Source organism: Ornithinibacillus bavariensis, assembly GCF_050433565.1.
Classification (GTDB): domain Bacteria; phylum Bacillota; class Bacilli; order Bacillales; family Amphibacillaceae; genus Ornithinibacillus; species Ornithinibacillus bavariensis.
On record NZ_JBNPWZ010000004.1, the window covers coordinates 119,238 to 142,892 of the forward strand.

Consider the following 23,655-nt stretch of genomic DNA (forward strand, 5'->3'; position numbering starts at 1 on the left):
TAAAGGTGTTGGGAACATGAGAAGAATTATGGTATTTCTACTATTACCCATTCTATTAGTTGCATGCTCAAAGGATTCTGACCTTACCAATAGTGAAAAAGGGTCAGAAACTGAAAAAAATCAAGCAGAACAGCCAGAAGCTGTTTTTGAAAAATTCTATCCACTAACTGGCTTAGGAACAAATGAATCCGTTGATCAGCGTATTATTGGCGTCATGATAAACAATCATAGTAACGCAAGACCACAAACAGGACTTTCTAAAGCAGATGTTGTATTTGAAATCTTAGCAGAGGGTATGATTACTCGTTTTCTTGCGTTATACCAGAGTGAACTACCGGAAGTAGTTGGTCCAGTTCGTAGTGCACGTGAGTACTATTATGATCTGGCAAATCGGTATGGAGCAATGTTTGTCTTCCACGGTGGATCACCGAAAGTCTATGAAATGTTGTCAAGTGGAGGGATAGACCATATTGATGGAATGGATTATGATAATGACGGAATAATATTCAAACGAGATTCCAGTCGAAAAGCACCACATAATTCCTATTTCTTACTCAATCATGTAAATGATTTCGCAGAGAGTCTTGGATATGAAGTTACAGCAAGTATAGAATCATTGCCCTTCTTAAACGAAGATGAGGTAAAGACGTTAACTGGAGATGTTGCCAAACACGTTGAGATTGTTTATTCGGAAAACCCTATGGAAATTGTTGAATTTGCTTATGATGAGACCACTGGAAAATATACGAGATACAATGATAGAGAAATGACTGTAGATTCAGGTGAACCACTACAGGTTGATAATATTTTTATCGTTGAGACACATCATGAGGTAGTCGATAATGCAGGACGTCGTGAGATTGATTTCTATGCTGGCGGAAATGCTTACTTGATTCAAAACGGAAAAGTTAATAAAGTACAGTGGGAGAATCAGGGAGGAAGAATTATTCCTGTTAAAGACGGGAAGGTCATTGGCTTTGTTCCAGGTAAGACTTGGATTAATGTTGTTCCGACGACACCGGGAATAGAAAAGTCTGTTACAATTACTGGTGAATAGGGAGTAGGGGGAATCGACATGCAAATTGATAAATTACGTGGGGAAGAACTTGATCGACTATTTGACGCTATTTTATCATTAAAAGATCGCGAAGAGTGCTATCGATTTTTCGATGATATAGCAACTATGGGAGAAATCCAGTCCCTTGCCCAACGTCTTCAAGTAGCTAAAATGCTTACAGAAGGTTTTACCTACAAAGTAATTGAGCAGGAAACAAAAGCATCCACTGCAACCATCTCCAGGGTGAGACGTTGTATCGATTACGGAAGTGATGGCTATAAAATAGTTTTAGGGCGGATCTTGGAACAGGATGCCGATTAGATGGTAACTGTGTATTAAATAAGGAGAGACCGAAACAGGTCTTCTCCTTTTTATGTTGTCATCTATGTTAAAACTATTCTTGTAATAACTCCTAAGGAAATTCCTATCAACATGGATAATAAGGTGCCTAATAAGAAATATTCTGCCCAAGCTCTTTCCTCCATTAACTTAAATCTTGCTATCGACTTTGCTGCTATAATAAAACCAATAGCTGGATAAGCAGAATAATAGGTTAATATGATAACGATAATCCTTTCAATATATCCAATTATCTCCCCGCGATTATAACTATTAATATTATATAGAGTATAATGATACTCCTCTGTCATTTTTGGTTTTCTTGATGTCTCCTTATTGTTTTCAGCCATTTTAAAGGAAAGCTTTCCTTCAAAGGTTGAAATATGGTTTGGGAGATTACCGACTACCTTTTTAATGACAAGTCCACTAAAGGTTGTTGCTAGGATTAAAATGATCATTAAGAATAATAGAATATTGAGGGTACCTAAAGTGGTGTCCGTTCGAATCAACATGTTTAATTTCTTTAAAAGAACATCGATTGGAATGTTATAAAAAAAGGAACAGGCAATAATGATTACTACCACATGCAATGCTTGGTCTAGTAGTAACAATTTTGCTTCAACATACTCCCCTATCATTTTTCTGATGTTATTCGCTTTAGAAGAGATAATCTTTAAGCAGTCTATGAGGTAATGAAAAAATAAAATAAATAAAAGTGGAAAACAGACGTGATGAAAGAAGTCCTTCGTTTCGGATTGTGAAAACCAGTACGCCATGGTGACGAAGAGGAGACAAATAAAATGATGAAAGATATGTTTCCTTAAAGATTTTTCCTTGGTCTTTGCCATTTCATCTGTCTGTAAATAGAAGTCACCCACTAAGTGTGCCAATATAAGGCTAAGGAGTATCATAGAATTTCCCCATTTCTTTTCCCATTCAACTAATTGTCAGGTCAAAGAAGTTATGGATATTTTTTTTAATATGCGCTTTTATTTGTTTATCTAGCTGCTCTATAGTCTTGTAAGGATTGTGTTGCTTTAATACGTATTCAATCTCTGAATCCGCCTGACTAGAAGTAATACTCTCTAATCGTAATGTAGTTACTTGAAAAGATGTAAGTGCTTCAATTGTTCTTTGGAATGACTTGATTACTTCAAATCCATCCGCTTTGTTTAAATGGCTTGAAATGGTTGAAGGGGACTTTTTCAATAGTCTGGCAATATCTCTCTGCTTCTCTAAAATTAATTGGAGGGTCGTAATCAATTCCTGTAATTTTGTTTGCCTAATAAAGTACAGGTTTTGTGTTTCAATTAGGGTATTAATTAATGTTTCGAACACAGAAAATAAATTACCGCTAGGCTCTGTTTTCAGTAAGTTCATTAACGTAGTATTACTAACGTTATTGTCTAATTTAAATCGGAATAAAGGTCGATTATCCTTTATTTTTTTTATTTCATTATTAGCAATTCTAGCTTGTTTCACGAGAGGGTGAATCCAAGTATCTAAATTGATATCCTCTATGTCTTTGTTAATATTTCCGAAGCTTAAACCGAAGTATGGTTTGTGATTCTTGAACTTCCATATACGACTGATGTAGGAGGCAATCATATAAGCAGCAGCATAGTTTTCGCTCATAAGCATGACTTCATCCCCCATGCGTGTTGTAATCTTCAGGTTCAAAATATTCTTTGACCAACTTTGGACCCAACTAGTAAGATCTTGTAAATATGTTTCTAGTTCTTCTCCAAATTTGGGATCATTTGAGCTACCACTTACATCCATTATAAAAATAGAAATTTGTTTATTCACTATGCTTCTCCTCCTTTTCTCGCCGACAGGAGAATATAAACATTCTATCGGTTAAAGTAACTAATTACTAAGTGAAATCTTAAAAGTCGAATATATAATGAGTCTATACGTAATATAATCGGTAAATGATACAAGTAAGGTGTGTCATTTATCATAAATTTTACTTTTATTATATCACAAGTATATTTGATGAAAGTATAGTAATTACTAAAGGTTCAACTATACTGTAATACTATAGATAAATTTGATTATATAATAGAATGTGTAATAAATTCGATTATTTTATCGAATTTATACGGTATACTACTTTTTCATTACTCCAGTTCATGAAATTTACCTCCAAATTACTAAATCGTTCCCGTTATTTTTGCTATAATGAATTAATGGAATATGAATGATGGGGGATTAAATCTTTGTATACGAATATGAAAGAATGGAAGCATGTTTTTAAGCTAGATCCGGCTAAGGAAATTTCGGATGAAGATTTAGAATTAGTATGTGAATCTGGAACGGATGCCATTATTGTTGGTGGTACAGATAATGTAACACTTGATGGTGTCTTGGATTTACTTTCCAGTATTCGTCGTTATACAGTGCCTGTAGTATTAGAAATATCATCTATGGAGGCCATCACTCCAGGATTTGACTATTACTATATTCCGATGGTGCTAAATAGTCATGAAAAAAAATGGATGATGGACATACAGCATGAAGCAATAAAGGAATATAAGGATATTATGAACTGGGATGAAATATATGTAGAGGGTTACTGTATCTTGAATGAAGAAGCAAAGGCATTCCAACAGACTAATTGCAAGCTTCCTAGTGAAGAAGATATTGTAGCGTATGCTTACATGGTGGAGAATATTTTTCATCTACCAATTTTTTATATGGAGTATAGCGGGAAATATGGTAATCCTGAGTTAGTAAGGAAGGTTAAGTCTGAACTTAAGAACACACAGCTGTTTTATGGTGGTGGTATTGAGACTGCTATACAGGCAAAAGAAATGAAAGAATATGCAGATGTCATTGTTGTTGGCAATTGTATTTACACAAATATAAAAGAAGCATTGAAGACCGTACAAGCAGTAAAAGATAATTGATGTTTAGGAAGGTGTTTTGACATGAGTCGAACAATCGATGACTTAATTCAAGGATTGAATAAGCAGCAACAGGAAGCTGTTAAACATACAGAAGGACCATTATTAATTATGGCCGGCGCTGGTAGTGGTAAGACTCGTGTGCTAACACACAGAATCGCGTACTTAATGGAGGAAAAAGGGGTTTCGCCACGAAATATCCTGGCAATAACGTTTACGAATAAAGCCGCACGTGAAATGAAGGAGCGTGTCAGTAAACTTGTTGGACCAGAGGGTGTGGATATGTGGGTTTCAACCTTCCACTCTATGTGTGTCCGTATATTAAGGAGAGACATTGATCGTATTGGTTATAGCCGGAGCTTTACTATTTTAGACAGTGGTGACCAACTATCTGTGGTAAAACAGGTGTTGAAGGAATTAAATATTGATACAAAACAATTCGACCCTCGTGCGATGCAAGGTCAAATTAGTAGTGCAAAGAATGAACTTGTCACTGCAGAGGAATACGCTAATAATGCCGCTAACTTTTATGATCGCCAGGTTGCTAGGGTATATGAAGGGTATGAGAAAATTCTTCGAAAAAACCAATCACTAGATTTTGATGATTTAATTATGCAAACAATCCATTTGTTCAAGCGTGTTCCAGAAGTGCTAGAGTATTATCAACGCAGATTTCAATATATCCATGTCGATGAGTATCAGGATACCAACCATGCACAATATATTTTAGTAAAGCAATTAGCCAATCGTTTTCAAAATTTATGTGTAGTTGGAGATTCGGATCAGTCCATTTATCGTTGGCGAGGAGCAGATATTTCGAATATCCTCTCATTTGAAAAGGATTATCCAACAGCAAAGACAGTGTTTCTAGAACAAAATTATCGATCCACCAAATCAATCTTGGAAGCAGCTAATACGGTTATTGCTAATAATCCTGGACGCAAGCCTAAAAACCTATGGACTGAGAATCCTGATGGCAAAAAGCTAATGTACTATCAAGGTGTGACTGAGCAGGATGAAGCCTTATACATTACAGATAAAATACAAGAGTTAGTTCGTAAAGAAGGCGTTTCTCCTAGTGATATTGCCATTCTTTATCGCACCAATGCACAGTCACGAGCGGTCGAGGATATTTTTATGAAATCAGGACTTTCCTACCAAATGGTTGGGGGAATGCGATTCTACGATCGAAAAGAAATTAAAGATATGGTAGCATATTTACGATTAATCACGAATCCGGACGATGATTTAAGCTTTGAACGTGTCGTAAATGAGCCAAAGCGTGGGATAGGAAAAACATCTATTGAAAAATTGAGAAATTATGCCACTGAAAACGGATTGTCATTTTATCAAGCGGTTGAAGAAGTCGATTTTACAGGGGTATCTAAAAAGGCAGCAATTGCTCTAGCTGAATTTGGTAACCTCATTAAAACATTGAATCAGCAGCAGGAATTCCTAACTGCAACAGATATGGTTGAACAAGTTCTAGAACGATCTGGCTATGAAGAAATGTTGAAAAATGAACGCTCCATTGAAGCACAAAGTCGCTTGGAAAACCTAGAGGAATTTATGACCGTTACAAAGAACTTTGAAGAAACAAGTGAAGATAAATCATTGATAACCTTTTTAACAGAACTAGCATTAATTGCTGATATTGATCGGGTAGATGAGGAAGATCCAGATTCACAGGATAAAGTAACGTTAATGACACTGCATTCAGCAAAAGGTCTTGAATTTCCGATTGTTTTTCTAATCGGAATGGAAGAGAACGTATTCCCACATAGTCGTGCAATGTTTGATGATGAGGAAATGGAAGAAGAGAGACGTTTAGCATATGTAGGGATTACTAGAGCTGAGAAGCAGCTTTACCTAACAAATGCGAAGATGCGAACACTATATGGCCGCACAAATATGAATCCAATCAGTCGATTTATTAATGAGATACCAGAAGAATTAATTGAAGGAATAGAGCAGGCTCGCGAATCGATGTTTGGTACATCACCATCTTTTGAAAATCGCTTTGGTAGCCATTCTAGAAGTCCATTTGGTGGCGATTCTAAAATTAACAAACCTTCGGAACAACCACAACTAAGACGCCGAGCAGAACGACTTCAAACGACAACTGGTGCTGAAAATGAGACCTGGAAGCCTGGAGATAAAGCCGAGCATAAAAAATGGGGCATCGGTACAGTGGTTAAGGTTCAGGGTGAAGGAGATAAGATGGAGCTAGATGTAGCCTTTCCAGCACCAACTGGAATTAAGCGTCTCCTAGCTAAATTTGCCCCAATTACGAAACAGTAGGAGGTCTTGTCGCATGGATAAAGCCCAAGCACAAGAAAAAATTGATTCCTTAAAGGAAATGTTAAATCAATATGCATATGAGTACTACGTTTTGGATAATCCGACAGTTCCAGATTCGGAATATGACCAGAAGCTACATGAACTTCTTAAGCTGGAAGAGGAATTTCCTGAGCTTATCACGGCAGATTCTCCTACACAACGAGTAGGAGGAGCTCCTCTTGAGGGATTTACAAAGGTACAGCATACAATACCTATGCTGAGCTTAGGTAATGCATTCGATGAGCAGGATCTTCGTGATTTTGCACGTCGAGCAAGCCAAGGAACCAATAAAGATTTATCCTATGTATGTGAATTAAAGATTGATGGGCTAGCTATTTCGCTTATTTATGAGGATGGGAAATTTGTCCGTGGTGCGACACGTGGAGACGGAACGACTGGGGAAGATATCACTAGCAATTTACGTACTATTAAAAGTATCCCACTTTCTATCAAAGAGAAGCGAAGGATTGAGGTTCGTGGGGAATGCTATATGCCACATCAATCGTTTATTGCGTTAAATAAGCAGCGTGAGGAAAATGGGGAAGAGCTTTTTGCTAACCCAAGAAATGCAGCGGCGGGTTCCTTAAGACAACTGGATCCGAAAATCGCCGCATCTCGTAATCTAGATGTATTCTTGTATGCAATAGGTGAATGGGAAGCAGACCCAGTATCCTCCCATAGTGAACGACTAAAGCAATTAAAGGAACTTGGGTTCAAAATAAATCCTGAATGGAAAAAGTGTCATTCGATAGAAGAAATACTTGAATATGTGGAATTTTGGACAAAAGAGCGGCCAAATCTTTCCTATGAAATTGATGGTATTGTGATCAAGGTTGATGATTTAGCCGTTCAGGAAGAATTAGGTTTTACTGTTAAAAGTCCACGCTGGGCTATTGCCTATAAGTTTCCTGCTGAAGAGGTTGTTACCAAATTAAGAGATATTGAGTTAAGTGTAGGACGTACTGGAGTCATTACGCCAACTGCAATATTAGATCCAGTTCGAGTAGCAGGTACTACAGTGCAACGTGCTTCCTTACACAATGAGGATCTCATTCGTGCAAAAGATATTCGAATCGGTGATACTGTCGTTATAAAGAAAGCAGGAGATATCATTCCAGAGGTCGTTCGGGCTATTCCAGAAAATAGAAACGGTGAAGAACAGCCGTTCTCTATGCCAAAAGAATGTCCTGCATGTGGAAGTGAATTAGTGCGTTTGGGGGAAGAAGTAGCACTACGCTGTATTAATCCAAGCTGTCCAGCACAGCTAAAGGAAGGATTAATCCACTTTGTTTCTAGAAATGCCATGAACATAGATGGACTCGGTGAAAAGGTTATTCATCAGCTTTTTCAGGAAGGCTTGATTCATACGATAGCAGATATTTATCGTCTAGAACGGGATGAATTACTAAAGCTAGAGCGTATGGGAGAAAAATCAGTTGATAATTTACTCCAAGCAATTGAAGCTTCAAAAGAAAATTCGTTGGAGCGATTACTGTTTGGTTTAGGAATTCGATTTATTGGAGCAAAGGCTGCTAAAACAATTGCCGCAGAATTTGAAACAATGGACCGATTACAACAGGCAACCTTTGATGAGTTGATTGCTGTAGATGAGATTGGCGACAAGATGGCAGATTCAGTAGTGCAATATTTTTCTGAAGAGGAAGTCGCTGATTTAATTGCTGAATTAAAGGAACTCCAATTAAATATGGCGTATAAAGGACCAAAACGTGTCGAAGTTGAAGGTGGCTCTAGTCCATTTGCTGGAAAGACTGTCGTATTAACGGGTAAAATGGAGAAAATGCCTCGCCCAGAAGCAAAGGAACGAATTGAGGCGTTAGGTGGAAAGGTTACTGGAAGTGTAAGTAAGAAAACAGATATCGTTATAGCTGGAGAAGATGCTGGTTCTAAATATGATAAAGCAGTTGAGCTTGGAATTACAATCTGGGATGAAGAACAATTTTTACAAATGCTGGAAGGCTAAGGAGGGGTAGCGTGAAAAAACTAACTATTATACTTCTAAGTTTGCTTCTCTTTTTAGCGAGCTGTGGACCTAAGATAAATGATAAAAAGGACGATGTCGTTCAAAAGGAAGAAGAAAAGACTGGTCAGACATCGATTGTTCCAACCTATAAATTGTCTGATGAGGATTATCGTGTTATCTTGCCATATCGTACAAGTGGAGCAAGAGGGGTTATTACAAATCAAATGGCGGGTAACCGATTAGATATTGATGAGCTAGAAGAGGGCTTGATGAGACATTCAAAGGAATATTTTGATCCTAACAAATATTACTTTGAAGAGGGCCAATATTTGGATTCAGATACAGTATTTAGCTGGATTGATGACCTCAATCCCATTGTTGAAAAAGGTTCGAGTGAGGAGACCTATCGAAAAAACCCTCGTTATTTATCCCATATTTTGGAGCAGAATTATCTAAGAAGAACGGAAAATAATACGGTAGAGCTTGTTGGTGCTTCCATAGGAATTGCTCTAAAATCACAATATCGTTTTCAAACAGAGGTTGGTGGCCCATATTATTATGAGGATATCTCAGAAAAAAAGATGCTTGCGAAGGGTGAAGAAATAGCACAGGCTGTATTGGAGCGTTTGCGAAAGGTTGAAGGTTTAGAAAAGGTTCCTATCATGATTGCTCTATACAGAGAAGAAAAAAGTGGATCTGCTGTTCCTGGTAACTTTGTGGCAAAAACTTATGTGGAAGAAAATGATATGAGTATAGACGGATGGGATGCAATAAAGGAAGATTATATTCTATTTCCATCAAATGAAGCAGAAGATAAACACTTTGATGATGCACAAATCGTAAATACATTTGGTGTTGAAATCTCAGATTTTTTCCCTAATTATGTGGGATACATTGGAAAGGGCTTTTATGTCAATGATGAGCTGCAAAAGCTAGAAATAGAGGTTCCTATTGAGTTTAATGGAAAGGCAGAGATAATTGGCTTTGCACAGTACACGTATGGATTAGTAAAGGATAAATTTCCTAATAAATATGATATAGAAATTAAAATTAGCTCTAGTCAAAGGCTGGAAGGATATATTTATCGGGAGGCTGGAAAGGAAGATCCTACTGTCCATATATTCCATTAGATGTATAGATTGTTTGAAGAGTAGTAGAGTTTGCGTTAGAATAGGAGTGGATATTTTTCCACTCCGTTTTTTTGACATTCACAATACATGTATGGACATAAGCACAATGAAGGCTTTTGATTCAAGTGTAAGCAGACATGTAGATTCATAACATGAATCAATGAATGGTAGTTTTATTTTATATTCGAGAACGGAGCGAGCATTGGAAAAATCGGATTCTATTATTGGGAGGTTTTAAACATGGTAATACCTTACAAGCATGAACCTTTTACTGATTATACAGTGGAAGAAAATAAACTATTAATGCTAGATGCTATCAAAAAGGTTGAAGCAGACCTTGGTAAAGAATACCCACTTATTATAGGTGGTGAAAGAATTACCACTGAGGATAAAATTACTTCCGTTAATCCTAGTAACAAAGAGGAAGTTATCGGTTATGTATCAAAATCTAATAAAGAACTTGCTGAAAAAGCAATGAAAGTAGCAGATGAAACATTTAAGTCTTACTGGAGAACGTCTGATCCAAAGTTTCGCGCAGATATTTTGTTCCGTGCCGCTGCTATTGTTCGCCGTCGTAAGCATGAATTCTCTGCACTGCTTGTAAAAGAAGCAGGTAAGCCTTGGAAGGAAGCAGACGGAGAAACTGCAGAAGCAATTGACTTCATGGAATTTTATGGACGACAAATGCTTCAACTTAAAGATGGTATACCAGTAAATAGTCGTCCGATTGAAATTAACCGCTTTGATTATATTCCATTAGGAGTAGGACTAGTTATTTCCCCTTGGAATTTTTCATTTGCAATTATGGCAGGAACAGCAGTTGCAGCTATGGTGACTGGTAATACCGTATTATTGAAGCCTGCAAGTGTAACACCTGTTATCGCTTATAAGTTCATGGAGGTTCTAGAGGAAGCTGGTCTACCTGCTGGAGTGATTAACTATATTCCTGGTCCTGGTGGTGAAGTTGGTGACTTCTTAGTTGATCATCCACGCACTCGTTTCATAAGCTTCACTGGATCTCGTGAGGTAGGATTACGAATTTTTGAACGTGCAGCTAAAGTTCATCCAGGTCAAAAGTGGTTAAAACGTACTATCCTGGAAATGGGCGGAAAAGATACTATTGTGGTAGATAATCAAGCAGATTTAGAATTGGCAGCTCAATCTATTGTACAATCTGCATTTGGTTTTTCTGGACAAAAATGTTCTGCTTGTTCACGTGCCGTTATTCATGAAGAGGTTTATGATCAGGTAAAGGAACGTATTGTTGAGTTAACAAAAGAGCTAATGGTTGGAAACCCTACAGAAAATTATTATATGGGTCCAGTTATTGACCAAGCATCGTATGATAAAATTATGGAATATATCGAGATCGGAAAAGAAGAAGGTCAGTTACTAGTTGGTGGCACAGGTGATGACTCAAAAGGATGGTTTGTAAATCCAACTGTATTTGCTGACCTAGATCCGAATGCACGTATAATGCAAGAAGAAATCTTCGGTCCTGTTGTTGCATTAGCAAAGGCAAAAGATTTTGATGAAGCAATTGAAATTGCTAATAATACAGAATATGGATTAACTGGTGCCGTTATTACGAATAATCGTGAGCACTTAGAACAAGCACGTAGAGACTTCCATGTTGGTAATCTGTACTTCAACCGTGGATGTACCGCTGCTATTGTTGGTTACCAACCATTTGGTGGCTTCAATATGTCAGGAACAGATTCAAAAGCTGGAGGACCTGACTATTTGATTCAGCATATGCAAGGTAAAACAACTTCCGAAATGCTATAATCAAAAAGACCTCTTTCAATTTTAATCGAAAGAGGTCTTTTTACGCCTTCAAGAAAGTTAGGAAATAAAAAGTAAAATGATTTAGATTTTCGACTATTTTTTACACTTTTCGACATGAATTTTTATCTTTTTGTCTAAAAACTTTCCTACTTTCCTCATTTTAGGAAAGTAGGAAAGTTTTTTGGGCTTTATTAGTACTTTTTACCCCCAACTTTCCCAATATCAATTAGTTTGAATTATGTTATTATATAGATAACAAATAGAAATAGAGACAAAAATTAGGAGGAAAGTAACATGGAAATAGGCTCCTTTATCAAATTGCAACGTGTCAAAAAAGGTATGACACAGGAAGAACTAGCAGAAGGAATTGTTTCTATGTCCTATTTGTCAAAGATAGAAAACCTCCGAGCAGAGGCAAGCCCAGAAGTCGTTAGTATGCTTTGTACACGCCTTGGCATTGATCTTGATGGAGATCAAACGATAACCATTAAAGAGAAATGTGAAGAGTGGTTTAATATGCTTTTCGATGCTAGTGATAAAAATGAAATGATTGATAAGTATAATGAATTAAATGAGTTACTTGCTGTTGTTCGATCTGATAGTCTTATGTTATTTGAAATTCATAAGATTCGGTATTTTTTAATCTTAGGAGAATTTGATAATGCATTAGAACAGATTAACAGCCTAAATGAACTTTCTGGTAACTTTGATAACTTACAAATGTACTACTGGTACAAATTTAAAGGGAATTATGCTACCACTAGCAATGAGTACAATCAATCATTGAGAATGTATAATTTAGCAGAGGGAAAGATAAGCTATTTAAATTTACCAGACAGTGAAATTGCTGATTTATATTATGTAATCTCTGTCACACACAGTACGTTATTACATACATTAGAAGCCATCGAATATGCGGATAAAGCGATTGAGATATTTCAAAAAGAATATAATTTTCTCCGCTGTGCACAATGCCATATTATTTTAGGTATTTCTTATCGGAGAATTAAAATGTATCAAAAAGCAATTAAACATTATAATCTTGCAAGACATTTAGGTGAATTGAACAAGAATAATAATGTAATTCAGCTAACAAATCAAAACTTAGGTTATTTATATGCTGTTATGGGTGAATCAAAGCAAGCAATTAAATACTATCTTCAAGCAATAGACGATGATTCAGTCGGCATAAATGAAAGATTAATAGCAATTACAAACCTTATTAAGGAATATTATAAGCTACAAAACTTTGATAAAGCATTAGAGATAATTGAACAAGCAAAAGTCATCCTAAGTCAGGCTAGAAATAGTGTGTTCTACGATTTATATTACTATATTATTCACTCTTATATTCATGCAATAAATGGTGACTATGAGAAATTTACAACGTTAGTAACAGAGGATCTTATCCCTTATCTCAAAAAACATAAGGACCATGCTAATTTAATTCTATTTTCAAAAATGTTAGCAAAGCATTTTGAAGATGTTGGAAGGTATAAGGACTCTGTAAAATACTATAAACTAGCTAACCTCACATTTGAGGAAGTAGTTAATTTGTAAAGGAGGATAGTTCATGAAAAAAATGATTGCATCAGTAGCATTAGGAGTGATTTTAATGGGAGGATTCTTGTTCTTACAAGAGAATCAGCAAAGCGATTTAGTTCATGGTGGCGAAGCACATCCACCTATTTTCCAAAAGGCAACATCTTTTAGCGTTAACCTTTAATTTCTAAGCAATCAATTTTTTAAGCTTGTCAGTAATCTTTGTTTTTACCCTATTACTATATGATAGATTTTTACCTGAAGTAGTCTAGAAGCTATTTCAGGTCTTTTTTTATTTAAAAGAGGTTTTGCACTAAAAATAGTAGTAAAGCAAAAGACCACTCGCATACACTTTTCATAAGGAAGGAAAAAACAAAATGAGGAGGGTATTGCATTGGAGGAGTATGCATTAACAGGTGCAACATGGTTTTGGATGTTTGTCCCTATGCCACTGTTGATTATTTTATCTATCTATTCGTTAATAACAGCTAATAGGGGGAGGAAATAAGTGGATATCACGATTTTAATAACCTTTATTGTATATTTAATTGGAATGCTGATTATTGGTATTATCATGTATTATCGAACCAATAATCTATCAGACTATGTATTAGGTGGGCGCTCCTTAAGTCCAAGCCTAGCGGCGCTTAGTGCAGGGGCCTCAGATATGAGTGGCTGGCTGCTTTTAGGTCTGCCGGGAGCTATTTATGTTTCTGGCTTTGGTGGTGCCTATGGTGGGTGGATGGCCATTGGTCTTGCTGTTGGTGCTTATTTAAACTGGCAATTTGTCGCGAAAAGACTTCGAGTATATACAGAGGTTTCCAATAATTCGATTACAATTCCGGACTTTTTGGAAAATCGTTTTAAAGATAATACACATATTCTTCGTGTTAGCTCTGCACTAGTCATCCTTTTGTTTTTTACCTTTTACACATCCTCTGGCATGGTTGCTGGAGCAACATTGTTCGAGGCATCTTTTGGATTACCCTATCATTTGGCACTATGGATTGGTGCACTTGTTGTGGTCTCATATACTTTCTTAGGGGGCTTTTTGGCTGTTGTTTGGACGGACTTCTTCCAGGGGCTGTTAATGCTGTTTGCATTAATTGTTGTCCCAATTGTGGCAATTAACCATGTCGGTGGCTGGGATGCGACTATTCAAGCGGTAGGAAAGTTAAATCCGTCAGCTTTAGATATTATGGCAGGATTTGGCACATTTGCTGGTGGGATAGCTATCATTTCTGGTGCAGCTTGGGGGCTTGGGTATTTCGGCCAGCCACATATTTTAGTGCGTTTTATGGCATTACGGTCCCATAAAGATGTACCAAAAGCAAAAGTTATTGGTACAACGTGGATGATTCTAGGACTATATGGTGCAATTTTTACTGGGTTTGCAGGGATTGCATTTATCAGTACACAGGATGTAGGTGTATTAAGTGATATCGGTATTAAGGTTATCGAACAAGGTGGTATTCAAGTATTGGATAATGAAGAAACAATCTTTATCGCCTTCTCGCAAATTTTATTCCACCCAGTTATAGCAGGAATCCTACTTGCAGCTATTTTGTCTGCTATTATGAGCACCATTGATTCTCAATTACTAGTATCTTCATCAGCTGTTGCAGAGGATTTTTATAAAGCTATCTTTAGAAGAAAGGCATCTGATAAAGAACTAGTTTGGGTAGGTAGAATAGCAACCGTAGTTATCGCACTAATAGCGACTATCATAGCATTGAATCCAGAAAGCTCTGTTCTCGAACTTGTTGGCTATGCGTGGGCTGGCTTTGGTGCAGCATTTGGGCCGACTATTTTGTTGTCATTGTTTTGGAAAGGCATCACAAGAAATGGTGCATTAGCAGGTATCATTGCAGGTGCGTTAACCGTAGTAATATGGGGAGGTTTCTTAAAGGGTGGAATATTTGATTTATATGAAATTGTCCCAGGCTTTATCCTAAACCTATTATTTACGGTATTCGTCAGTTTACTAGGTAGACCAACAATTGAAATGAAGACAGAATTTGATCAGGCAAGAGCACAATCAAAATGAAATGAGTTACAAACAGGCTGGACACTTCGGTACTAGAAGTGTCCTCTTTTCGTATGTACGTATTCCCCTAAAATTTGCCTAAGCCTAGGGAATTCTGCTATTATCAATAGTATTGTAGATGATTTTTTATATCAATTGGATAGTATACAATATATTGGTGGAGGTGCAAAAAAATGGCTAGTATTACAAAGGAACAAGTGAAGCATGTTGCGAATCTTGCTCGCCTTGAAATAACAGAAGAAGAAGCTGAAATGTTTACAGACCATCTAAGTGCGATTATTTCGTTTGCAGAGCAATTAAACGAAATCGATACAGATGGGATTGAGCCTACAACTCACGTATTAGACCTTAAAAATGTGATGCGTAAGGACGAGCCTAGACATTGGATTACACGAGAAGAGGCATTAAAAAATGCTCCTGATCACAAGGATGGACAATTCCGAGTACCATCAATTCTGGAATAAGGAGGGAACACAATGTCATTGTTTGATCATAGTATAAAAGAATTAGAAGCGAAATTACATAATAAAGAGATTACCGTTAGTGATCTTGTGGACACTTCTTATAAACGAATCAAAGAAGTAGACGATAAGGTGCATGCATTCTTAACATTAGATGAAGAAAATGCTCGTTCGAAAGCGAAGGAATTGGATTCACTTGAGGATACTATAGCAAAATTATTCGGTATCCCTGCTGGAATTAAAGATAATATCGTAACGAAGGGATTACGTACAACATGTGCCAGTCAGTTCTTACGAAACTTTAATGATCCCCTTTATGATGCAACTGTTGTTGAAAAATTGAATGCTGAGAAATCGATAACCATTGGAAAATTAAATATGGATGAGTTTGCGATGGGTTCTTCTAATGAAAACTCAAGCTTCACACCAACACGTAACCCTTGGAATACGGATTATGTTCCAGGAGGATCTAGTGGTGGCTCAGCAGCAGCAGTAGCTGCAGGGGAAGTGTTATTTTCTCTTGGCTCTGATACAGGTGGTTCTATTCGTCAACCAGCTGCATTTTGTGGAGTGGTTGGATTAAAGCCTACATATGGTCTTGTATCTCGTTTTGGATTAGTTGCATTTGCATCATCACTTGATCAAATTGGTCCGTTAACCCGTACAGTAGAAGATAATGCAAGAGTATTAGAAGTTATTGCTGGTCATGACAAGATGGATGCCACAAGTGCTAATATTGATATTCCTACGTATACTGAGTCTTTAACTGGTGATGTAAAAGGATTGAAGATTGCTGTACCGAAAGAATATTTGGCAGAGGGTGTAAATCCTGAGGTGAAAGAGGCAGTATTAGAGGCGCTAAGGGTTTATGAATCACTTGGTGCAACATGGGAAGAGGTCTCTCTACCTCATTCTAAATATGCTGTGGCAGCATATTATTTAATTTCTTCATCTGAGGCTTCTGCAAATCTTGCACGATTTGATGGTGTTCGGTATGGAGTTCGCTCAGAAAAAGCAGAGAATATGATTGATATGTTTAAAAAGTCTCGTAGTGAAGGCTTTGGTGAAGAGGTTAAGCGTCGTATTATGCTAGGTACCTTTGCATTAAGCTCAGGTTATTATGATGCTTACTATAAGAAAGCGCAGAAGGTTCGTACCTTAATCAAAAATGATTTCGATAAAATTTTTGAAACATATGATGTGGTAATTGGGCCAACTACACCAACTCCTGCTTTTAAGGTAGGAGAAAAAATCGATGATCCATTAACCATGTATGCAAATGATATTTTAACGATTCCAGTTAACCTTGCTGGAGTTCCAGGTATTTCCATTCCATGTGGCTTCTCACCAGATGGCCTACCAATTGGATTACAGATTATTGGAAAGCATTTTGATGAAGCTACGGTATACCGTGCAGCACATGCATTTGAGCAGGCAACTGATCATCATACAAAACGACCTCAAATCGGAGGTGCAAACTAATGAATTTTGAAACGATTATTGGTCTTGAAGTGCACGTGGAATTAAAAACGAAGTCAAAAATATTCAGTCCAAGCCCAAATGCCTTTGGTGCTGAACCAAATACAAACGTGAACCCAATTGACTTAGGATATCCAGGTGTACTACCAGTTCTAAACGAAGAAGCTTTAAACTTTGCAATGAAGGCGGCTATGGCATTAAATTGCGAAATCGCAACAGATACGAAATTTGACCGAAAAAACTACTTCTACCCAGACAATCCAAAGGCATATCAAATCTCACAATTTGATCAACCAATTGGCGAACATGGCTGGATTGAAATTGAAGTAGGCGGTAAAAAGAAAAAAATCGGTATTACTAGAGTTCACCTAGAAGAGGATGCAGGTAAATTAACACATGGTGAAGATGGATATTCTTATGTTGATTTTAACCGTCAAGGAACACCGTTAATTGAAATCGTATCTGAACCAGATATGCGTACACCTGAAGAGGCATATGCTTATTTAGAGAAGTTAAAAACAATTATTCAATACACTGGTGTTTCCGATGTGAAAATGCAGGAAGGGTCACTTCGCTGTGATGCGAACATTTCTCTTCGTCCATATGGACAAAAGGAATTTGGAACGAAAACAGAATTAAAGAACTTAAACTCCTTTGCTTTTGTTCAAAAGGGTCTTGAGTTTGAAGAAAAACGTCAAGAGAAAGTTTTATTATCTGGTGGTGAAATCCTACAGGAAACACGTCGTTTTGATGAGAAAACAAAAGAAACAATTCTGATGCGTGTTAAAGAAGGATCAGATGATTACCGTTACTTCCCAGAACCAGACTTAGTTCCGCTTTATATCGATGATGCCTGGAAGGAAAGAATTCGTAAGGAAATTCCAGAACTACCGGATGCCCGTAAACAGCGCTATATCGAGGAATTGGGATTATCGGAGTATGATGCAACAAACCTAACAAGCTCAAAGGAAATGGCTGATTTCTTTGAAGAAACCGTCAAAAATGGTGCTGACATTAAGCTTGCATCTAACTGGTTAATGGGTGAAGTATCTGGATACATGAACAAGCATTTAAAAGAACTTCATGACCTTGCATTAACTCCAGAAGGTTTAGGAAAAATGATTAAACTTATTGAGGAAGGTACTATTTCATCTAAGATAGCGAAGAAAGTCTTTGCTGAATTAGTTGAAAAGGGTGGCGATCCAGAAGAAATCGTTAAAGCAAAAGGTCTAGTTCAGATTTCAGATGAAGGTCAATTACGTGAAGTGATTACAGGAATTTTAAATGAAAATGAACAATCTATTATTGATTATAAAAATGGTAAAGACCGTGCACTTGGTTTCCTTGTAGGACAAGTAATGAAAGCAACCAAAGGACAAGCTAACCCACCAATGGTTAACAAGATTTTGATAGAGGAAATGGATAAACGATAGCCATTAAAAATCAAAGCCTGCAGAATACACATTCTGCAGGCTTTTTTATTATACAACTTCTCTTTTATAAAAAGTTGATGTAATTATCGAATTTTTCATAGTAGTTTTATTATCTTAAAAAAGATAAACAAATTAGGAGTTTAGTCCGATATAGACTTTGTGAAAATATTTACATAATGTTAGGAGGAAATGTTGTGTTGAAGGGTAAAACAAACAAAGAGAAAAAAAGGACTAAATCAATAAGTTTAAGAAATAGGCTTGTCGTTTCTTTCTTGATCGTCTTATTAATTCCAACTATCGCAATTGGAGCGATTTCTTATCAGAGCTCCAGTTCAAATATGGAAAAAAGTATGATAGATTCTGCACAAAAGAATGTCAGTATCATGAGACAAACGGTAGATCAATTTGTTCTAAATCAGATGGATATTGTTAATTATTTAGCTAACACAATTAATACTACCGATATAAAAGATGATCATGATGATAGAACAAGGGACATATTAGACGAAATACAGAAGTCCAAAGATGCTGTATACGAACAAATTTATGTTGGTACAGAAACAGGGGAATTTATGAATGCTCCTTCATCTTTTGTGAATCCACCAGATTATGATCCAAGAAAACGCCCGTGGTACGAGCAGGCAATTGCCGATAGAGGAAATGTGGTAGTAACGGATCCATATGTTTCGTCATCCTCTGGTGAGATTGTTGTTACAATTGCTAAGGTGACTGCAGATAATAAGGGTGTAGTTGGGGTGAATTTAGAATTAGGAAACCTAACTGAAATTATTAACTCTGTAACTATTGGTGAGGGGGGATATATGTTCTTATTAGACGGAACAAAGAAATATATTAGCCATCCTACTAATGAAGCAGGAACAGAAGCAACAGAATCATTTTTAGAAGAACTATATAAGACAACCGAAGGGGAACTCAGCTATCAAATAGAAGGCGAACAAATGCAATCAGCATTTGATACAAGTGAATTAACTGGTTGGAAAATTGTTGGTACGATGTATGATGATGAAATCAAACAAGGAGTAAGACCGATACTGAATACTACTTTAATTGTCATTGTGGCATCTTTATTACTTGGTGGGATATTAATCGTGTTCATTACTCGTTCTATTTCAAAGCCAATCAAGGAATTGATGGATGCAAGTAATACGATGAGTCAAGGTGATCTAAGTGTTGCTATCGACTTAAAACGAAATGATGAATTAGGAACATTGGCTCAGGCATTTAATACGATGCGTGAAAACCTAAATCAAGTTATTCTTCAGGTTCGAGATAAATCGATAAGCCTAGCGGGAGCTGCGGAAGAATTAAATGCAAGTACAGATCAAAATACTTCAGCAACCGAACAAATCTCTACATCGGTTCAAGAAGTTGCAATGAGCATGGATAATCAAAATAGTAGTATTTCACAAAGCTCTAAATTAGCACAAGAAATGGCAGAGTCGATAAATCAAATTGCATTAAGCTCTGATGAAGTTTCTAGTACAGCTACGAATGCAAAGTCAGCAGTAACTGAAGGAAACAACGCTCTGGGTACAACAATTACGCAGATGGAATATATTAAGCAAAATACTCATGAGCTTTCTAGTAATATTGAAGGGCTCGGTAAGCTATCTGAACAAATTAGTAATATTGTTGATGTTATTACCGATATCTCTGAACAAACGAATTTACTAGCATTAAATGCAGCGATAGAAGCAGCAAGAGCTGGAGAACACGGCAAAGGCTTTGCTGTCGTAGCAGATGAGGTTCGTAAGCTCGCTGAACAATCTTCACACTCGGCTGAACAAATAAAAGATGTAATAGGAACAATCCAAACAGAAACAATCAATACAGTTAAATCAATGGAAACAGCAACTGCAGAAGTAGAAAAAGGAATAGATATTGCCAATAATGCCGGTCTGTCGTTTAAAAATATAACTGGTTATGTAGACACTATTAGTAATCAGATTATGCGCATTACTACGGAAATAAAAGAAATTTCCTCGGCTACAGAGCAATTTAACAATACATTCCAAGAGGTAGCGTTAATAGGGAACACAATTTCAGACGAAACACAAAATGTTTCAGCGTCTACACAACAACAGCTTGCATCGATGGAAGAAATTGCAGGTTCTGCTGCTTCATTAACTACGGTTGCAGAAGAACTGCACCAATTAGTTGAGAACTTTAAGCTTACAAACAAATAAAATTAAGCACACTGAAAAGTAGTGTACCGTCACTACAGGCTGTCGATTAATCTCGACAGCCTGTTTTTTTTCTATTTTCATAGTTTTTCAGAAAGCTGGTAAAAGGATACTGGGGATAAATTTACAGACCTTTTCTAAGAAATACTAGAAAAAGTGATAGTAAAAGCAATTAAAGTTAATTTTTTTCGTAATGCTTTTCAAAACCCAAAAATATGGCTATGATAATAATGCATGAAAAATTATCTACTTATTTAAAAGAAAGACTATTATATATGTTTCTAGCATAATGTAGCATTGGAGAGGGGACAAGTAAGATGAAAAGGGCCCGTATAATTTATAATCCTACTTCTGGCCGAGAGGCATTTAAAAAGGAATTACCAGCAGTACTTGAAAAATTGGAAAAAGCTGGATATGAAACATCGGCACATGCTACTACTGGTGAAGGCGATGCAACCGAGGCTGCACGAATAGCAGTAGAGCGGAGATATGATGTTGTTATCGCTGCTGGTGGAGATGGAACGATCAATGAGGTAATAAATGGCATAGCTGAGCAGGATTATCGGCCAAGACTAGGAGTCATTCCAGTAGGAACAACGAATGACTTTGCTAGGGCATTAACGATTCCTCGGGATATTCAGAAGGCAGTAGATGTTATTTTAGAAGATCATTCGATGCTTCTAGATATAGGGAAAGTAAATGAACATTATTTTATTAATATTGCTGGCGGTGGGAAGCTTACGGAACTAACCTATGATGTTCCAAGTAAGCTAAAAACGATGCTTGGTCAGCTTGCCTATTATGTAAAAGGAATTGAAATGCTACCATCATTAAAGCCAGCTCATGTCAAAATAGAGTATGATGGAACCGTTCTAGAAGAAGATATTATGTTATTTTTAATATCCAATACAAATTCTGTTGGTGGATTCGAGAAATTAGCTCCGGATGCTTGTTTGGATGATGGGTATTTTGATTTATTAATATTACGGAAAACGAATCTAGCAGAGTTTATTCGTATCGTCACCTTAGCCTTAAGAGGAGCTCATTTAGACGATAAGCATGTTATCTATACGAAAGCAAAGCATATTATCGTAACCCCAGAGGACAAGATGCAGCTTAATATAGACGGAGAATATGGTGGACTTTTGCCAGGAGAATTCCGCAATTTACAGCAGCATATTGAGTTTTTTGTGCCTGAGTCCTATTTAAATAGGGAGACTACTAATTAATCGGTAGTCTCCTTTCATATCATATAATTTTTTCCAAAAGGTATGATAAGATAAAGAGCAGTAAATAAGTTCGTGAAGGAAGATACATAAATGGCAAAACAAGCTATACCAGTGAAAAAGAATGATACCATCACCCTTCGTTTCGAGGATCTAACCCATGAAGGGAACGGCGTTGGAAAAATAGATGGCTATCCATTATTTGTACCGTATGGACTTCCTGGTGAGGAAGCAACCGTTAAGGTAGTAAAAGTAAATAAAAACTTCGGCTTTGGGAAGCTTCTTGAGGTGAAAAATCCGAGTCCAGAGAGGGTCGAGCCTCCTTGTGATGTCTTCTACAAATGTGGAGGCTGCCAAATTCAGCATATGAGCTACAATCTCCAGCTAGCGATGAAACAGCAACAGGTCAAAAATGTGATGCATAAAATTGCACATCTGGACCATGTTCCGGTACACCCAACGATTGGGATGGAGGATCCGTGGCGATACCGAAATAAGGTCTCCATTCCAGTTGGAGAGAAGGATGGAGAGCTTATTACGGGATTCTATCAAATGCGGAGCCATCAAATCATTGATGATATGGACACATGTGTCGTTCAGGAGGACTTGAATGATCGGATGGTAGAAGCTGTAAGACGAATTGCAAATCGGGTAGGGATTGAAGCCTATGACGAGAAAAGTCATACTGGCGTCCTACGCCATATTATGGTCCGAACTGGGCAAGAAACAAAGGAAACGATGATTGTATTAATTACGCGTACTAAGAACCTATCTCATGTTAATGAGTTTATTCGTGAGTTGACCGAGACATATCCGAACGTGAAGTCCATTATCCACAATATTAACCCTGCCCGTACCAACGTGATATTAGGAAATCAAACAAAGGTACTTTGGGGACAAGAATATATTTATGATTCAATTGGGCAGGTTCGCTTTGCAATCTCGGCTAAATCCTTCTACCAGGTGAATCCGACACAAACGAAACGGCTTTATGAAAAAGCATTGGAATATGCTGCAATTAATGAGGATGATACGGTCATTGATGCATATTGTGGAATTGGAACGATTTCGCTTTTCTTAGCACAAAAAGCTAAAAAGGTTTATGGTGTCGAGGTTGTTCCAGAGGCGATTGCAGATGCCAAGGTGAATGCGAAGCTAAATGGAATGAATAATGTGGAATTTGCAGTAGGAACTGCCGAGGAAGTTATGCCAAGATGGAAGGAAGAGGGATTAAGGCCGGACGTCATTGTAGTAGATCCTCCACGAAAGGGCTGTGATGAAGGATTGCTTAATGCCATGATTGAAATGGGGCCGAAGCGGATTGTGTATGTATCTTGTAATCCATCAACATTAGCACGTGACTTACGTATTTTAGAAGATGGTGGATATGAAACAAAAGAAGTCCAGCCAGTAGATATGTTCCCACAGAGCATGCATGTTGAGTGTGTTGTATTGATGTCAAGGGTGGAGAAATAGGACTATTCAAAACACTGATAAATAAAGGATTTTCAAGATTGGAGGATTTTCTGCCTAACATCTGGCGGTACCTTTTAGCCTTGAAGATCCTTATTTTTTTTTTTTAGGAAACATATCTACCGCAAAAATGTTCGTAGGGTTGTGGAGACAGATTAGATAACTTCATGAGGTTGTGGAGATAGGAAAGATGAAATATTCCCTAATTTTGAAATGAAGGGATATCCCTATCTCTATATTATAGAT

The 23,655-nt window shown here is 37.1% G+C and carries 18 protein-coding genes; 16 read left to right on the forward strand and 2 right to left on the reverse strand.

The features are described 5' to 3' along the window. The first annotated feature begins 16 nt into the window (after positions 1 to 16). Both HNR27_RS09360 and HNR27_RS09365 read left to right on the forward strand, forming a co-directional pair. The gene (locus HNR27_RS09360; RefSeq protein WP_212921471.1) at positions 17 to 1,057 is read left to right on the forward strand and encodes a DUF3048 domain-containing protein; all 1,041 of its coding nucleotides are present in this window, start codon (positions 17 to 19) and stop codon (positions 1,055 to 1,057) included. A gap of 18 nt (positions 1,058 to 1,075) precedes the next feature. Beyond that, positions 1,076 to 1,378, forward strand: a complete 303-nt coding sequence (locus HNR27_RS09365) for a YerC/YecD family TrpR-related protein (protein WP_212921470.1) — start codon at positions 1,076 to 1,078, stop codon at positions 1,376 to 1,378. A gap of 62 nt (positions 1,379 to 1,440) precedes the next feature. On the opposite strand, the gene HNR27_RS09370 is transcribed toward HNR27_RS09365, so the two are convergent. Together HNR27_RS09370 and HNR27_RS09375 are read right to left on the reverse strand one after the other, a co-directional pair. Next, the gene (locus tag HNR27_RS09370; protein WP_212921469.1) at positions 1,441 to 2,307 is read right to left on the reverse strand and encodes a DUF3307 domain-containing protein; all 867 of its coding nucleotides are present in this window, start codon (positions 2,305 to 2,307) and stop codon (positions 1,441 to 1,443) included. A gap of 25 nt (positions 2,308 to 2,332) precedes the next feature. Next, on the reverse strand, positions 2,333 to 3,205 hold the full coding sequence (locus HNR27_RS09375; protein ID WP_212921468.1) for an alpha-amylase family protein: 873 nt from the start codon (positions 3,203 to 3,205) through the stop codon (positions 2,333 to 2,335). Between the two features lie 425 nt (positions 3,206 to 3,630). Between HNR27_RS09375 and pcrB the strand changes: the two genes are divergently transcribed. From pcrB to rlmD, 14 genes are all read left to right on the forward strand, one after another. Then, on the forward strand, positions 3,631 to 4,308 hold the full coding sequence (gene pcrB, locus HNR27_RS09380) for a heptaprenylglyceryl phosphate synthase (RefSeq protein WP_212921590.1): 678 nt from the start codon (positions 3,631 to 3,633) through the stop codon (positions 4,306 to 4,308). A 21-nt stretch (positions 4,309 to 4,329) separates the two neighbouring features. Continuing rightward, positions 4,330 to 6,606 carry a DNA helicase PcrA gene (gene pcrA / locus HNR27_RS09385; RefSeq protein ID WP_212921467.1) on the forward strand — a complete coding sequence of 759 codons (2,277 nt, stop codon included), beginning with the start codon at positions 4,330 to 4,332 and terminating at the stop codon, positions 6,604 to 6,606. Positions 6,607 to 6,619: 13 nt separating this feature from the next. Further along, the gene (gene ligA, locus HNR27_RS09390) at positions 6,620 to 8,626 is read left to right on the forward strand and encodes an NAD-dependent DNA ligase LigA (RefSeq protein WP_212921466.1); all 2,007 of its coding nucleotides are present in this window, start codon (positions 6,620 to 6,622) and stop codon (positions 8,624 to 8,626) included. A gap of 11 nt (positions 8,627 to 8,637) precedes the next feature. Further along, positions 8,638 to 9,756, forward strand: coding sequence for a CamS family sex pheromone protein (locus HNR27_RS09395; protein WP_212921465.1), 1,119 nt, complete (start codon positions 8,638 to 8,640; stop codon positions 9,754 to 9,756). A gap of 240 nt (positions 9,757 to 9,996) precedes the next feature. Further along, the gene (pruA, locus tag HNR27_RS09400; protein ID WP_212921464.1) at positions 9,997 to 11,544 is read left to right on the forward strand and encodes an L-glutamate gamma-semialdehyde dehydrogenase; all 1,548 of its coding nucleotides are present in this window, start codon (positions 9,997 to 9,999) and stop codon (positions 11,542 to 11,544) included. Positions 11,545 to 11,838: 294 nt separating this feature from the next. Next, positions 11,839 to 13,104, forward strand: coding sequence for a helix-turn-helix domain-containing protein (locus HNR27_RS09405; protein WP_212921463.1), 1,266 nt, complete (start codon positions 11,839 to 11,841; stop codon positions 13,102 to 13,104). Positions 13,105 to 13,117: 13 nt separating this feature from the next. Next, a complete protein-coding gene (locus HNR27_RS09410) occupies positions 13,118 to 13,270 on the forward strand; it encodes a hypothetical protein (protein ID WP_212921462.1) in 153 nt (50 codons plus the stop codon). A gap of 324 nt (positions 13,271 to 13,594) precedes the next feature. Further along, complete coding sequence (gene putP / locus HNR27_RS09415; protein ID WP_429339589.1) at positions 13,595 to 15,133, forward strand: sodium/proline symporter PutP; 1,539 nt, start codon at positions 13,595 to 13,597, stop codon at positions 15,131 to 15,133. 173 nt (positions 15,134 to 15,306) lie between these two features. After that, positions 15,307 to 15,597 (forward strand): Asp-tRNA(Asn)/Glu-tRNA(Gln) amidotransferase subunit GatC, encoded by a 291-nt coding sequence (gene gatC / locus HNR27_RS09420; RefSeq protein WP_212921460.1) that lies wholly within the window; start codon positions 15,307 to 15,309, stop codon positions 15,595 to 15,597. Positions 15,598 to 15,609: 12 nt separating this feature from the next. Then, entirely contained in the window at positions 15,610 to 17,076 is a 1,467-nt protein-coding gene (gene gatA / locus HNR27_RS09425) for an Asp-tRNA(Asn)/Glu-tRNA(Gln) amidotransferase subunit GatA (protein WP_212921459.1), read from the forward strand. Further along, positions 17,076 to 18,506, forward strand: coding sequence for an Asp-tRNA(Asn)/Glu-tRNA(Gln) amidotransferase subunit GatB (gene gatB / locus HNR27_RS09430; RefSeq protein WP_429339590.1), 1,431 nt, complete (start codon positions 17,076 to 17,078; stop codon positions 18,504 to 18,506). Before gatA ends, gatB begins: the two co-directional genes overlap by 1 nt. 194 nt (positions 18,507 to 18,700) lie before the next feature. Next, complete coding sequence (locus HNR27_RS09435) at positions 18,701 to 20,713, forward strand: methyl-accepting chemotaxis protein (RefSeq protein ID WP_244853602.1); 2,013 nt, start codon at positions 18,701 to 18,703, stop codon at positions 20,711 to 20,713. 314 nt (positions 20,714 to 21,027) lie between these two features. After that, the gene (locus tag HNR27_RS09440) at positions 21,028 to 21,939 is read left to right on the forward strand and encodes a diacylglycerol kinase (RefSeq protein ID WP_212921456.1); all 912 of its coding nucleotides are present in this window, start codon (positions 21,028 to 21,030) and stop codon (positions 21,937 to 21,939) included. 90 nt (positions 21,940 to 22,029) lie between these two features. Further along, a complete protein-coding gene (gene rlmD, locus HNR27_RS09445) occupies positions 22,030 to 23,412 on the forward strand; it encodes a 23S rRNA (uracil(1939)-C(5))-methyltransferase RlmD (protein WP_429339591.1) in 1,383 nt (460 codons plus the stop codon). The last annotated feature ends 243 nt before the right edge of the window (positions 23,413 to 23,655 follow it).

Bases quoted from the DNA above. Each gene is read 5' to 3' on its own strand.
- HNR27_RS09360 (WP_212921471.1), top strand. From the start codon at position 17: ATGAGAAGAATTATGGTATTTCTACTATTACCCATTCTATTAGTTGCA.
- HNR27_RS09365 (WP_212921470.1), top strand. From the start codon at position 1,076: ATGCAAATTGATAAATTACGTGGGGAAGAACTTGATCGACTATTTGAC.
- HNR27_RS09370 (WP_212921469.1), bottom strand. From the start codon at position 2,307: ATGATACTCCTTAGCCTTATATTGGCACACTTAGTGGGTGACTTCTAT.
- pcrB (WP_212921590.1), top strand. From the start codon at position 3,631: ATGAAAGAATGGAAGCATGTTTTTAAGCTAGATCCGGCTAAGGAAATT.
- pcrA (WP_212921467.1), top strand. From the start codon at position 4,330: ATGAGTCGAACAATCGATGACTTAATTCAAGGATTGAATAAGCAGCAA.
- ligA (WP_212921466.1), top strand. From the start codon at position 6,620: ATGGATAAAGCCCAAGCACAAGAAAAAATTGATTCCTTAAAGGAAATG.
- pruA (WP_212921464.1), top strand. From the start codon at position 9,997: ATGGTAATACCTTACAAGCATGAACCTTTTACTGATTATACAGTGGAA.
- HNR27_RS09405 (WP_212921463.1), top strand. From the start codon at position 11,839: ATGGAAATAGGCTCCTTTATCAAATTGCAACGTGTCAAAAAAGGTATG.
- HNR27_RS09410 (WP_212921462.1), top strand. From the start codon at position 13,118: ATGAAAAAAATGATTGCATCAGTAGCATTAGGAGTGATTTTAATGGGA.
- gatC (WP_212921460.1), top strand. From the start codon at position 15,307: ATGGCTAGTATTACAAAGGAACAAGTGAAGCATGTTGCGAATCTTGCT.
- gatA (WP_212921459.1), top strand. From the start codon at position 15,610: ATGTCATTGTTTGATCATAGTATAAAAGAATTAGAAGCGAAATTACAT.
- gatB (WP_429339590.1), top strand. From the start codon at position 17,076: ATGAATTTTGAAACGATTATTGGTCTTGAAGTGCACGTGGAATTAAAA.
- HNR27_RS09440 (WP_212921456.1), top strand. From the start codon at position 21,028: ATGAAAAGGGCCCGTATAATTTATAATCCTACTTCTGGCCGAGAGGCA.
- rlmD (WP_429339591.1), top strand. From the start codon at position 22,030: ATGGCAAAACAAGCTATACCAGTGAAAAAGAATGATACCATCACCCTT.